Here is a 13,285-nt window from a genome sequence, read left to right on the forward strand (position 1 = left end):
TGATTCTCCTTTTTAAATTAATAATGAGATTGAATTCTATTTGCAATTTGTTTAAAATAAAATAAAAATGATAATAAATATTATTATGAAATATAAAAAATAATTAAATAGAAATCTCGCTCACAATATTATTGATAAAATTTTTAATTTAAGCATTTTCTAATGGGGGGGGGGGGGGTAAAATTTTTCTCTTTAGCAAAAAGGAGTAAAATGAGAGAGAATGCTAAACAAGCTTTACTTGAAGCTTTAGCAGAATATGATAATTCTAAGGAATATGAACATTATAGAGATCAAGAAGAAGTGATTGTGGATATTTTTTCACAATATCCAAGCAATAATGATAAAAAATCTGTGCTTTTAAAGGTTTGTGTTTTGGACAGCTTTTATAGCACAAATTTAAAAATTTATGGAATACATGAGGTTGTTGAGCAAATCCTAAATTTAAATATTGATAAAGCCTTAAAAGTGGGCGATACGGGCGTTATTGAAAAAATTGCAAATTTTACAAACTCTAAAGGCAAACAAGCATTTTTATATTCTTTTGCGAGTAAATATTGCTTTCATCACAATAAAGATAAATATGTTATTTTTGATAGCTTTGTCCAAAAGAGCTTAATTCATTTTAATAATAAAGATAAATTTTGTTCTTTTAAGCTTAGTCAAAATAGCTTAAAAAATTATGAGAATCTGCTAAAGGCTATTAAAGAAATTAGAACTTTTTATGGTTTGGAGGAATTTAATAATAGGCAAATGGATCATATGCTTTGGGTGTATGGTAAAGAAAATTTAAAATAAGGAGGGTAAATGAAAAAGATTAATTTTAAGATGGCTTTAGGTGCTTTGTCGTTAGTGGTATTTTTAGGTGGCTGTGGAGAAAAACCAATTTTGGAAATTAAAGGCAATCAGCTTGAATTAACCATTAGCGATAAAGAGGCAATTATCGATTAATGATATTATTATTAATAGTGGAGAATGTCAGCCTATAAGATATGTTTTTAATGTAGATAAATTTTGGAATAAACTTCAAGCAGAGAAGCCAGAAGTTTTGTTTATTGGTGCCTTAATGAGCAAACAAGCCATAGCAAAAGAAGCAGGACTTGGCAAGGAATTTCCTGAATTTTTTTATAATCAAAAGGACTTTGAAGCCGAAAGTGAAAAAATACAATCATTTTATGATGCAGTCTTTCCTAAAACAATACATCAAAATCAAAAAGTACGATTTATGACAAATTGCAAAGAAATTAAACAAGTTGAACTCATCACAAATGATGATAATTTTAGCTATAACCTTAAGGAAAAGAATGAAAAAAATTAATTTCAAGATAGCTTTAGGTGCTTTGGCGTTGGTTACATTTTTAAGTGGTTGTGGAGAAAAAAATCCAGATGAGTATTTAGCACTTGAGCTTACATATGAAAGTTATGAGAATATTTCGCAACCTACACTTAAAATTCAAGCAAAAAATGATATTGTTATCAATTCTGTAAGTGTTAATAGGGGAAATTGCAAGATTGCCTTAACAGGCGAAATGAGTATGCTTTTAGGCTATGGTAATATGTTGGGCATTGCACTTGTTGATAGTTTGTTGCCCAAATTTACCCTAGAAAAAGATTTGCCAAAAGAAATGGCATTTTCTGAAGAGATTAAATTGCCAATTGGTTGCAGTATGGATTCAGTCTTGGAAACTACAATTAACACAAATCAAGGTGTTTGGACTTGGACTTGGAGCAAATAAATAAAATAATTAATTTTTTGGGGTATTTATAGGTTTTTCAAACCACAAGCAAGAAAACTCTTGCCTCTTAGGTAGGAGATGAGTTGCACCACCACTTTGGCTGTATAAAAAATTACTTTAAAATATAACATTCTATAATTAAATTTAGTTATATTTGCTATATAAAATAAAAACAAAGACCCAGAAAAGAAAGAGAGAATCTATTTAAAAGCTAAATAGATTCTTGTGTAGGAGTTGATTTAAATATCTACATTTCTTAATGCTTCATTCTATCCATTCTTTCAATACTTAGAATATAAAAGTAAGGTGTAATGGCAAATTCTCTGCAGTTATTTGGGTTAGGAATTAGCCTATAAACAAAAAGTCTTTCGTGTTAGCTAACATTAGTTTGGGAACTCTTACTTTTTAAGTAGGGGGTAACTTACCTAATAATTGATAGTTTGATTTCTTTTATTTTTAAAACTTTTAAAGATTCAAGGTTTGATTTTTGATTATGTAAAGAAGCTATTGAAAGAGATTAATGATGGCTCCGGATGTAGGATTCGAACCTACGACCAAGCGGTTAACAGCCGCCTACTCTACCGCTGAGCTAATCCGGATTAAAAGCCAGAATTATATACTTATTTAATCTAAATGTCAAGACAAATTTAAAATTTTGTTTTTAGTCTGTATCAATTTAAATTAAGCAGGAATCTTTGTAGTAAGCTTTGTCATCCAATTATTACACCACCCAAAAAGCATAAGAAAATAAAACGCCTTTCGCACTTCAAAGTATGATTCTCCATCAACAAAAGTGTGAGAGATAAAGAGCATAATAAGACAGACTATCCACAAAAGGAGTAGATTAAAGAATTCATAAGAGCCAACAAGGTATTTTCGTTTCCAACAAAGAAACATTACCATTGCTAATCCAGCTAACATAAGCACTAAGTCTATATAGCCTAGCACGCCATTTTTAAAAAAGGGAGTAACAGTAAAGCCAAATAAAGCAATAATGATTGTATTTAAATTAGGTTGCGTGAGTTGTAAGATTCTGCCAATTTTTGTGCTTTTGTCAAAATTGAGTTGAAAGAAATAAACCACAAAGGGAAAGATAATAAAGAAGCAATAAATGCCATAATCTAAATAAAGCTGATAAGAGTTTTTTTTGAAAATATCTTCTTTAGTAAATTTTAAAGAATCTTCTAGTGAAAAAATATCATAAGTAAATCGTTTAAGCTCAAAAAATTCATAATACAAAAGCCAGACAAAGAGACATAAAGCTATTAAAATTGTAGCACTATAGAATTTTGGTAAATGACTAGAATAGATTCGTGCTATATGAAAAAGGCTTATGATGATTCCACAAGCTAGAAATGTGATTCCAACGCAATAATACACACCATAAGGTTGAGTAACTAACCTAAACATTTGCCGAAAATCCCAAACAATTCCACTCAATAGCAATGTCAAAAGAGTAAAAATAGTTAAAATAAAAAATAAGGATGAAAAGAGAGTATTTTGTAAGGTGATTTTACGCATCTTTGCCCCTATGGATTTTTTATAAAATAATTATCAATGCCATCGGCAATCCCTTTGGCAATATTTTTTTGGAATGCGGTTTGTGCTAGTCGTTTGCCCTCTGTTGGGTGTGTGATATAACCAACTTCTAGTAGAACTGATGGCATCAAAGCTCCCACTAAAACCCAAAAAGGACCTTCTCTCACTCCGCCATCAACAATTTTGTAATTTTTTCTTAGAGATTGTAGCATTCCATATTGTATGTCAATAGCAAGTCGATTTGAGGCGATAATTCTTTGCGTGTTTAGAGTGTTTAAAACAGATTGTTTAGAAAAGTAATTCATTGATTCAATATCATCTTTATTTTCTAGTGCCGCGACATTTTTTGCCTTTTCACTTCTTGCAGTGGAGAGAAAATAGCTCTCCACTCCTTCTAGTGAATTTTTATTATCAACAATGGCATTAGCGTGGATTGAAATAAACAAGTCTGCTTCTTTATCATTGGCAAAACTTGTCCTCTCTCGTAGTTTGATAAATTTATCGCTACTTCTTGTCATATAGACTTTGTAGCCACGCGCTTGTAAGACATCTCTTAAATATTTCCCAATATTTAGAACAATAATTTTTTCGCAAGTTTTATTAACCCCAATGGCTCCACAATCTTTTCCGCCGTGACCAGGATCAATCACAATGATTTTATTGTTTTTTTGTAAGGTTTCTTGTTGTGTGTTATTTTCAAACAACGATGAGATAGAGATTGTCTTAAGAAAGGAAAAATGCGCTTGTTTTTGAGAAGTATTTAAAGAGATAGTTAGTTTCTTTGGGCTTTGGATAACTAAGCGCACTTTTGTTGGAGAATTTTGTGCGATTCTTAGGCTAATCTCTCCTTCAAATTTTAATAATTTTGCCTTACCCATAAGAACTGCGGGTATATCATAGACATAACGCAATCCTTCTTTGCTTTCTAGCACAAAACTTTTAAAATCTTTTTTTTCAATAGTTTGGTTAAAACCAAGCGTGATTCCATTTGCAGTTTGCTTAATAGAATGAATCTCTAAATTATTACCCCAAACAAAATGAAAAAAGCAGAAAAATAAAATAATGATTTTTAGCATTGCGTTAATTCATCAAGGATTTCTTTGACGCTTTGGATTTTTTCGATTCGGTATCCATTGGCTCCTGTAAAGTATAATCCATTGATAGGATCACCAAGATACCCATCACCCAAGCCATCAGCAATGCAATAGCCAACCTTTTTTGCTTCTTGTCCGCGATTGCAAGGTGAAACACAATTGCTAATACAAGCAATTTTTGGTTTTCTACCCTCGCGTAATCCTTTAATAACACCTGTAACAATGGCTCTTGCAGGGTAGCCAACAGGCGATTTAATAAGCTCAATATCTTCTTTTTTGATTTTTGGCATCAATTCTCTATAATAGAGTGCATCGCATTCTTCAGAACCTAAGAATCTTGTCCCCATTTGCACTCCACTTGCACCTAATGCCATTATTTTGTCAATATCATTTCTATCCCAAATTCCCCCCGCAGCAATAATGGGAATCTCGCCCCATTTTTTACTCTCTTCTAGCACTTCAGGCACAATGCTTTCAAGCTGATATTCGGGTTTAAAGCAATCTTCATAGCTCACACCTTGATGTCCGCCGCTAAGTGGTCCCTCTACAATCACTGCATCAGGGATTTTTTTGTATCTTCCTTCCCAACGCTTACATAAAATTTTCAAAGCTTTAGCTGAAGAAACAATAGGAATGAGTGCTACATTGGGGAAATTACTTGTGAATTCTGGCATATTAGTCGGCAATCCTGCACCTGTGATGATCATATTTGCTCCTGCTTCACAAGCATCACGCACTACACGCCCATATTCGTTAATGGCATATAAAACATTAGCTCCAAGCGGATTATTACCACAAATTTTTCGTGCATTTTTAAAAATTTCAAACAAAGATTCTTTGGAGTAAAAATTAATAGTATCAAAAGGACGATGTTTGATGACTTTTTGCACAAAAGCACTCTTTTTGTAATATCCACTTCCTACGCAAGAAATTACCCCAAGTGCTCCATATTTTGAAACATTACCTGCAAGGTTATCCCAACTAATTCCAACTCCCATTCCTCCTTGAATAATGGGGAATGGAATTGTGTATTTTCCAATTTTTAAAGGTTTTAATTGTAGTTTAGATAGCATAAATTCCCTTTTTATTTGATGATTACGCGGGCAAATTTTCTTTTCCCAGCTTGAATGACATATTCGCCTATTTGTAAATTTAATTTAGAATCTTCTAGTTTTTGTCCATTGACCTTTACTCCACCTTGTTTAATAAGGCGTAATGCTTCGGAGTTTGAGACGCACAAACCGCATTCGCTCATAAGTTGCGCTATCCAAATTCCGCTGTTTTTTTCAAAAGTGGGCATTTGGCTTGGCATTTCATCTTTGCTAAAGACTTTGTCAAATTCTTCTTTGGCTTCTTTGGCTTTTTGTGCATCATAGTAGCGTGTGATGATTTCTAGTGCAAGATTTTCTTTGGCTGTTTTTGGATGTAAATTGCCTTTTTCTACGCTTTCTTTGATTTCTTGGATTTCTGCTAGACTTTTGGAACTTAAAAGTTCATAATATCTCCACATTAGGGTATCTGAAATGCTTAATAATCGCCCAAACATTTCTTTTGGTTCTTGTGTGATTCCCACATAATTTCCCAGGCTTTTGCTCATTTTATGCACACCATCTAAGCCTTCTAAAAGAGGGACCATAACCACTGATTGCTCTTTTGGGATTCCATAGGCTCTTTGTAAGTGCCTACCCATAAGCAAATTAAATTTTTGATCTGTTCCTCCACATTCAATATCGCATTCTAAAGCCACAGAATCATAGCCTTGCAACAAAGGATAGAAAAACTCCACAATGCTAATGGGGTTTTGATTCTTAAAGCGTTTTTCAAAATCATCTCTCTCGAGCATTCTAGCTACAGAAAATTTTGCAGCAAGCTCAATCATTCCGCGTGTGCCTAAATTATCAAGCCATTTTGAATTAAAAGCAATCTCCATTTTTGAAGAATCTAACACTTTATAAACTTGCTCTTCATAGGTTTTTGCATTAGCTAAGACTTGTTCTTTGTTTAGGGGTTTTCTAGTCTCACTTTTGCCTGTTGGATCTCCAATCATTCCTGTAAAATCGCCGATAAGAAAACACACAATACCACCATATTTTTGAAAAGTGGCAAGTTTTTGCAAAAGCACGGTGTGTCCTAAGTGTAAATCAGGTGCAGTTGGATCAAATCCTGCTTTAACCTTGAAAGTTTTTCCATTTTCAAAATAGTCTCTTATGAGTTTTTCAATATATTCTAATCCAATGATCTCTTGAGTGCCTCTTTGGATTTCTGCTAAAGCGGTTTTTACTTGCGATTCTACGCTCATTTTTTCTCCTTAATTTGCATACGCATCTTTGAGTGCATAAACATCAATAATTTTATAATGATTTCCAAATAGAGTTTTTAGCTCTTTGACATCTGCAATATGCGATTCAAAACGCACTTCGCAATGTGTGGCATAAGTGCTTTTTTGCGAACCTAGCTCAACACCTAAAACATTAATATCACATTTTGCTAAAAATTGCAAGAAATTTGCCAAAACCCCTTTTTGATTCTCTAAGGCTACGATGAGTTTATAGGTTTGTAGTCTGTCTCCAAGCCAATTGACATAAAGCATTTTGACGCCTTTTTGAATCTCTAAATACGCTCTATCGCAAAGTTTATGATGAACAAATGCCTTAGATCCATTTTTAAAAGCGATAATGCCATCGCCAAATTTTGGGTGACAACAATAATCAAAAACCGCTTGATTGAGAGTGTGATTGGTTTGAATCACAAGATTATCAAAATGCAGTTCTCTAAGTTTTAAAATGCGTATTTTAATTTGTGTTAAAAACCCTGCTTTTTGTGTGTAATAGTTTTTAATACGATTTTTAATATCTTTTAAAAAAGCAATATCGGTGGTTGCTTTGTGAATAGATTCATCTAGTCCGCTTTCTTTGACAAATCCTTCGATTTCTTCAGCACTTTTGTCAAAAATAGTCGCGATAATATTAATCGCACTTTTTTTCTCAATTTCTTTGATTCTCGAAGCGCAATTAATGCGGATTTGATTTTTAGCACGAGAAGTTTTGACAGCATCCATCCAAGAACACCGCAAAATAGTTTCTTTTGCAGTAATAATTTTGACAATATCGCCACTTTTTAGGGCGGTTAAAAGCGAAGTTTTTTGGTTATTAACATAGGCTTCTTTGGCGCGATTCCCAATGTCTGTATGCACAGCATATGCAAAGTCGAGTGCAACAGCACCTATAGGCAAGGAGTAATTGTCTCCATCGGGCGAAAAAACAACAATGTCTTCGCGATAAAGATCGTTTTTAACAAGCTCATAAAATTCTTCAACTGAATTGTTTTGGAATTGCAATTTGTTAAGCCAATCAAGACTAGGTCCGCTATTTCCACCGGTTTTGTAAATCCAATGAGCAGCAATCCCATATTCAGCACTGCGATGCATATCTTCGGTGCGAATTTGCACTTCAAAAATAGCCGAATCATCAAAAAGTGTGCTATGGATTGTTTGATAGCCATTTTCTTTAGGCAGGGCGATATAGTCTTTGAAGCGTGACATAATGGGTTTGAATTTTAAATGCAAGATTCCAAGCACTTTGTAGCAATCTAACTCATTTTTAACAATCACTCTTATAGCAAGTAAATCTAAGACTTCTTCAATTGAAATGCCTTTGCGTTGCATTTTAAGATAGATAGAATAGTGGCGTTTTACTCGGCTTTGAAGGATAAAGTCGCCCTCAGGCACTCCACTTTGAATCAAGCTTTTTTTAACCTTTTGCATAAAAGCATTGAGTTTGAGCTGAATAGCTTGTTTGTGATTGAGAAAATAATCTTGAATTTTTCGGTATTCTTCTGGAAAAATATAATAAAAACTTCGATCTTCTAATTCATTTTTTAGTGTGGAGATTCCAAGTCTATGAGCAATAGGCGCATAAACGACTAGGGTTTCTTCTGAGATTCGGCGTTGTTTATTGGGTGGTAAAGCCCCAAGAGTTAGCATATTATGTAGCCTATCGCACAACTTGACAACCAAAACTCGCACATCTTTAACCGAAGTAATTAGCATTTTGCGGAAGCTCAAAGCCGCGACTACTAGTTTTTCATTGGAGTGAGAAGCAGGCAGTTCTTCTGCGCGAATGGCAACGATTTTTGTTAGCCCATCAACTAATGAAGCCACATCTTCGCCATAGTTTTTTTTAACATCTTCTAAAGTGTAGTCTGTGTCTTCTACTACATCGTGCAAAAGTGCTGCACAAACCATTACTTCATCACCGCCAAAATGTGCAACAATGCAAGAAACTAGCAATGGATGCACGATATAAGGCTCTCCACTGCGTCTTTTTTGATTCTTGTGTGCCTCGGTTGCAAAAGCAATAGCTCGTTCAATGCTTGGAGTAACTTCTAGCATACCATAGAGTAATTCTATTGCCTTTTGGGGTGTTGTGATGGTAGTGACTTTTTTAAGAAATTCCACTTTTTGCCTTAAATTTAGAAAAATTAAAAATACAAAATTACTTTTGTGCTTCCTCTACTCTTTCTAATCCGATTTTTCCTTCAGCAATCTCCAATAAAGCAATATCAGAGAGCTTATCAACTTTGGGATTTTTATTGACCAATGGTTTAGCACCACGACTTAATTCATCAATTCTTGCAAAAATGATATTTGAAAGTAAATATCTATCAAAATTAACTTTTTCTAATGCTTTAGATGCAATTTGTTCTATTCTCATTTTTTATCCTTTTTTAATTTGAAACTTTAGAGTAAATGGCATTTTCTTCTTGTTTTAAAATAGCCAAAAGATTTCCTTTTTTAAACATATTACACACCACAATAGGTAGTGCATTGTCTTTTGCTAGGGCAATGGCAGTGTCATCCATTACTTTAATATTGTCTTTTAATGCTTGTTCGTAACTAATGTGTTTGAGCATTGTTGCATCTGCGTATTTTGCCGGATCTTTATCATAAACGCCATCGACTTTTGTGGCTTTGATAATTACTTCTGCTTCAATTTCAACAGCTCTTAAAGTAGCCGCGGTATCTGTTGTAAAAAAGGGATTTCCTGTTCCTGCAACAAAAATAACGACACGCCCTTTTTCTAAATGTCGCATTGCGCGTCGGTTAATATAAGTTTCGCATACTTCTTTGATTTCTAAAGCACTTTGCACTCTTACATTTATTCCGTGGTATTCTAGTGCTTCTTGCATAGCTACTCCATTGATAATGGTAGCAAGCATTCCCATATGATCACCACTTGTGCGTCTAATGATTCCGCCTTGTGAAGCACTTACACCTCGGATAAAATTACCCCCACCAATAACAATTCCAACTTGAATCCCGCTATTGACTAATGTTTTAAGCTCCATTGCAATATAATCAAGGATCCCACTTTCAATCCCAAAGCCACTCTCACCTGCCAAAGCTTCCCCAGAAAATTTTACTAAAACTCTTTTTGCCATTAATTAAGCCCTTTTTAAAACTTTTGAAATTTTTAATTATATTCAAAAGATACTTACGAATAAGTAAAGATTTGGTGTGTTCTACCAAATTTCATCATTTTTCTGTTGCAATTTTTTTAATTGTTGATTTTGGATTTCATATGCTTTTTCTAAAATCTCATTGGGATTTTGTTGGGTGGAATCTCTTTGCTTTGGTAAATCTTGGCGATTATAAAGACTTTCAAAGTGTCTAATATGTTCCTTGGTGCCTTGATTGAATTGCAGATTATTTAAGCTTTTTTGCTGTAATTGTAAATTAAGTTCTTCTAGGTGTTTTTTTAATTTGCCTTTGATTGGATTTTTTGTGTGATTGTCATCTTCTTTGTCTGTAGAATCTTCAAGTTTTTTAGGTGTGACTTTGGGTGAGTTATTTTCACTAGGATTGTCTTTTTTGGAATCTCCCTTGTCGCAACCACAAAATAATATTAAACTTAATGCAATAATCCAATGTCTCATTTTAAGTTTAAATCCCATTGTTTATAAAATAATCCTGAATTTATAGCATATTTTGTTAAGATTCTAAAGAAAATAATAAGACAAAAGAGTTTTATTCTTAAGGGAGGTAAAATGCGCCATTTATATTTTGATACAAGAGAGCTTGATAATCGGGCAAGGGAAGAATTTTTTCTATCTTCTGAAGTTTTAATGGAAAATGCTGCAAGGGGTATGGCGGAGTTTTTAGCGCAGAAATTTCCTTTGGGGAGTAAAATTCTTATGGTTTGTGGGAGTGGCGATAATGGTGGAGATTGCTTAGCTTTGGCTAGAATGCTTGTTGGAAAATACAATTTAAAGATTTTTTTGCCTTTGGGAGTTAAAAGCACTCTATCTCAAATCCAACTCAAACGACTTGAGGCTTGTGATTCTTTAGTTTTTCTCTCAAACCTTGAGGGCGTTGATCTCTCTAGTTTTGATGTGATTGTTGATGGACTTTTTGGGATTGGTTTTAGGGGTGAATTTTCTTTGCAAATGCAGAATCTTATCACACAGCTTAATGAAACTAGGGCTATTAAAATTGCCTGTGATATTCCAAGTGGAATTGATCTTTATGGTAATCCAAGATTTCTTGGAGCAATTCCTTTTGCCTTTAGGGCTGATTTTACCTTGACAATGGGCGCATTAAAAAACGCACTTTTTAGTGATTATGCAAAAGATTTTGTGGGTGAAGTTTATTGTTTGGAATTAGGAATTAGTGAGAGTGTTTTTGTGCCTAATTCTAATTTTAAACTTTTAGAAAGCAGTGATTTCAAAGCTCCAAAACGCGATTTGCAAAATTGCAATAAAGGCAGTTTTGGGCATTTAAGTGTGTTGGGTGGTGAGAAGAGTGGAGCGAGTTTGTTAAGTGCTCTAGCAGGGCTTAGAATAGGGGTAGGGCTTGTTAGTCTTGTTAGCCGTGCTGCTCCTTCTAATCTTCCTTATGAAATTATGTATGCAAACTTTATCCCCAAAAACACTACGGCAATTGCACTTGGAATGGGCTTTGGCAGAGAAAATACTTTTTCTTTGGAATCTTTGAATAATTTTTTGGATCTGCCTATTTTGCTTGATGCGGATATTTTTTATCACAAAGTTTTTAAAGATTTGATACAAAATTTCTCAAAAGTTATTTTAACGCCTCACCCAAAAGAATTTAGTGTAATTTTGGAAGTTTTAGAAAACAAGGAAATGGCAGTGGATGAGATTCAAAAAAATCGTATTGCCCTAGCACAAGAGTTCTCTAGTAAATACCCTAATACCACGCTAATTTTAAAGGGAGCTAATAGTCTTATTGCTAAAAATGGGGAAGTTTATATTAATCCTCTTGGAAGCAATGCTTTAGCAAAAGGGGGAAGTGGAGATGTTTTAGCAGGGATTGTTGCAGGGTTATTGGCACAAAATTATTCTAGCTTGGAAGCTTGTATTCAAGGAGTTTTAGCCCATAGCCTTTGTGCACAAAAATTTACCCAAAAAAATGCAGATTTTTCTTTAAGCCCCCTTGATTTAATTACTCAAATTCGCTATCTTTAAGAAAAATTATTTAATTAAGGATATAAAATGAATGATTCTTTAATCATTGGTAATAAAACTTTTGAAAGTCGTTTGATTGTAGGTAGTGGGAAATATAAAGATTTTAAAACCACTTATGAAGCCACTCTTGCCTCAAAAGCAGAGATGATTACCGTGGCGGTGAGACGCGTGAATATCACAAATCCTAATGAAGAGAATCTTTTGGATTATTTTAAAGATTCTTCTGTGCAATTTCTTCCAAATTCTGCTGGTTGTGTGAATGCTAATGAAGCTATTACGCTTTTTAGACTTACTAAGGCAGCAACAGGGATTGATTTTATTAAGCTAGAGATTATTGGTGATACACAAAAAACGCTTTATCCTGATGTCCTAGAAACGCTTAAAGCTTGCGAGGTGCTTGCTAAAGAGGGTTTTGTAGTGCTTGCTTATAGCAATGATGATCCAGTTATGGCAAAGCATTTAGAAAATGCCGGTGCAAGTGCAGTAATGCCACTTGCAGCACCAATTGGTAGTGGGCTTGGGATTCAAAATCGCTACAATATTGCCTTTATTAAATCGGCTATTAAGATTCCTGTGATTGTTGATGCAGGGGTAGGTTGTGCCTCTGATGCAGCTATTGCAATGGAGCTTGGAGCTGATGGTGTGCTTACTAACACGGCTATTGCACAAGCTAAGAATCCTATTTTAATGGCAGAGGCAATGTGTGAGGCAGTCAAAGCAGGAAGAAAAAGTTATCTTGCTGGTAGAATTCCTAAAAAACCCTATGCTACTGCAAGTTCTCCAACAGAAGGGCTTTTAGAGTTTTAAGGTTTAAAATTGCAAGGTTTTATACTCCATACCCAAAGGGTAAGGGATGAGGATTTGATTGTAAGAATCCTCTCTTGCACTCATCTTTATACGCTTTATCGATTCTATGGTGCAAGACATAGTATTATCCATTTAGGCAATAAAATTGATTTTGTGATTGAACAAGATTTAAGGGAGATAGGTAAGTTAAGAGAGCCTATTCATTTGGCATTTCAATGGGAATGTGAATCAAATAAGCGTTATTATTGGCAACAATATCTTAAATTACTCAATCAACATTTGCGTGATGTTAATCGTTTGGATTCTTTTTATTTTGATCATTTGCAAAAAGGTGCAAAATACCTTCAAAAAGAAGAACCTAAGCGTTGTATTTTAAATCTTTATGCAAGATTACTTGATTTTGAAGGCAGAAAAAATCCGCTTTCAAGTTGTCTTGTTTGTGAGAGAGAATTGGAAGAAGAGATAGTTTTGGGTAGGGGAGTTGTTTGCGGTCATAAGGGCTGTTTGCAAGGAGAAGTTTTTAACAAAGTACATATCAAGCAATGGCTAGATTCTAGGGGCGAGTTTTTAGAAGATGAAGAAGTGGAGAAGCTTTGGAATCTTTTAAAGCTTGGATTGTAGAAGTGGATT

Annotated in this window: 15 protein-coding genes and 1 tRNA gene; 7 read left to right on the plus strand and 9 right to left on the minus strand. The window is 34.1% G+C overall.

The features are described from left to right. Positions 1-210: 210 nt before the first annotated feature. The 4 genes from HCAN_RS01845 (at position 211) to HCAN_RS01855 (ending at position 1,733) form a co-directional block, all read left to right on the plus strand. Positions 211-795: a hypothetical protein gene (locus HCAN_RS01845; RefSeq protein WP_006655033.1), complete on the plus strand. Its 585-nt coding sequence runs from the start codon at positions 211-213 to the stop codon at positions 793-795. A gap of 9 nt (positions 796-804) precedes the next feature. Next, entirely contained in the window at positions 805-948 is a 144-nt protein-coding gene (locus HCAN_RS08200) for a hypothetical protein (RefSeq protein WP_006655034.1), read from the plus strand. Positions 949-1,063: 115 nt separating this feature from the next. Continuing rightward, positions 1,064-1,315, plus strand: coding sequence for a hypothetical protein (locus HCAN_RS01850; protein WP_006656739.1), 252 nt, complete (start codon positions 1,064-1,066; stop codon positions 1,313-1,315). Then, positions 1,302-1,733, plus strand: a complete 432-nt coding sequence (locus HCAN_RS01855) for a hypothetical protein (RefSeq protein ID WP_006656740.1) — start codon at positions 1,302-1,304, stop codon at positions 1,731-1,733. The genes HCAN_RS01850 and HCAN_RS01855 overlap by 14 nt, the downstream gene beginning before the upstream one ends. Positions 1,734-2,257: 524 nt before the next feature. Here the strand turns inward: HCAN_RS01855 and HCAN_RS01860 are convergent. From HCAN_RS01860 to HCAN_RS01900, 9 genes are all read right to left on the minus strand, one after another. Continuing rightward, a tRNA-Asn gene (locus tag HCAN_RS01860) sits at positions 2,258-2,332 on the minus strand. Positions 2,333-2,414: 82 nt separating this feature from the next. Further along, complete coding sequence (locus HCAN_RS01865) at positions 2,415-3,254, minus strand: hypothetical protein (RefSeq protein ID WP_006655037.1); 840 nt, start codon at positions 3,252-3,254, stop codon at positions 2,415-2,417. 8 nt (positions 3,255-3,262) lie between these two features. Then, a complete protein-coding gene (locus HCAN_RS01870; RefSeq protein WP_006655038.1) occupies positions 3,263-4,348 on the minus strand; it encodes an N-acetylmuramoyl-L-alanine amidase family protein in 1,086 nt (361 codons plus the stop codon). Further along, positions 4,342-5,439 carry a nitronate monooxygenase gene (locus tag HCAN_RS01875; protein WP_006655039.1) on the minus strand — a complete coding sequence of 366 codons (1,098 nt, stop codon included), beginning with the start codon at positions 5,437-5,439 and terminating at the stop codon, positions 4,342-4,344. The genes HCAN_RS01870 and HCAN_RS01875 overlap by 7 nt, the downstream gene beginning before the upstream one ends. Positions 5,440-5,450: 11 nt before the next feature. Beyond that, a complete protein-coding gene (tyrS, locus tag HCAN_RS01880) occupies positions 5,451-6,665 on the minus strand; it encodes a tyrosine--tRNA ligase (protein ID WP_006655040.1) in 1,215 nt (404 codons plus the stop codon). 9 nt (positions 6,666-6,674) lie between these two features. Continuing rightward, entirely contained in the window at positions 6,675-8,822 is a 2,148-nt protein-coding gene (locus HCAN_RS01885; protein WP_006656741.1) for a RelA/SpoT family protein, read from the minus strand. 37 nt (positions 8,823-8,859) lie between these two features. Beyond that, entirely contained in the window at positions 8,860-9,078 is a 219-nt protein-coding gene (locus HCAN_RS01890; RefSeq protein WP_006655042.1) for a DNA-directed RNA polymerase subunit omega, read from the minus strand. Positions 9,079-9,091: 13 nt separating this feature from the next. After that, positions 9,092-9,805 carry a UMP kinase gene (pyrH, locus tag HCAN_RS01895; RefSeq protein WP_006655043.1) on the minus strand — a complete coding sequence of 238 codons (714 nt, stop codon included), beginning with the start codon at positions 9,803-9,805 and terminating at the stop codon, positions 9,092-9,094. 81 nt (positions 9,806-9,886) lie between these two features. Continuing rightward, the gene (locus HCAN_RS01900) at positions 9,887-10,318 is read right to left on the minus strand and encodes a hypothetical protein (RefSeq protein ID WP_006655044.1); all 432 of its coding nucleotides are present in this window, start codon (positions 10,316-10,318) and stop codon (positions 9,887-9,889) included. Positions 10,319-10,411: 93 nt separating this feature from the next. Between HCAN_RS01900 and HCAN_RS01905 the strand changes: the two genes are divergently transcribed. The 3 genes from HCAN_RS01905 to recO are packed head-to-tail and all read left to right on the plus strand — an operon-like array spanning position 10,412 to position 13,276. Further along, the gene (locus HCAN_RS01905; RefSeq protein ID WP_006655045.1) at positions 10,412-11,848 is read left to right on the plus strand and encodes an NAD(P)H-hydrate dehydratase; all 1,437 of its coding nucleotides are present in this window, start codon (positions 10,412-10,414) and stop codon (positions 11,846-11,848) included. Positions 11,849-11,875: 27 nt separating this feature from the next. Further along, positions 11,876-12,655, plus strand: a complete 780-nt coding sequence (locus HCAN_RS01910; RefSeq protein WP_006655046.1) for a thiazole synthase — start codon at positions 11,876-11,878, stop codon at positions 12,653-12,655. A 9-nt stretch (positions 12,656-12,664) separates the two neighbouring features. Then, positions 12,665-13,276, plus strand: a complete 612-nt coding sequence (gene recO, locus HCAN_RS01915) for a recombination protein RecO (RefSeq protein WP_006655047.1) — start codon at positions 12,665-12,667, stop codon at positions 13,274-13,276. Positions 13,277-13,285 lie beyond the last annotated feature (9 nt).

Source organism: Helicobacter canadensis MIT 98-5491 (assembly GCF_000162575.1).
Lineage (GTDB): Bacteria > Campylobacterota > Campylobacteria > Campylobacterales > Helicobacteraceae > Helicobacter_D > Helicobacter_D canadensis.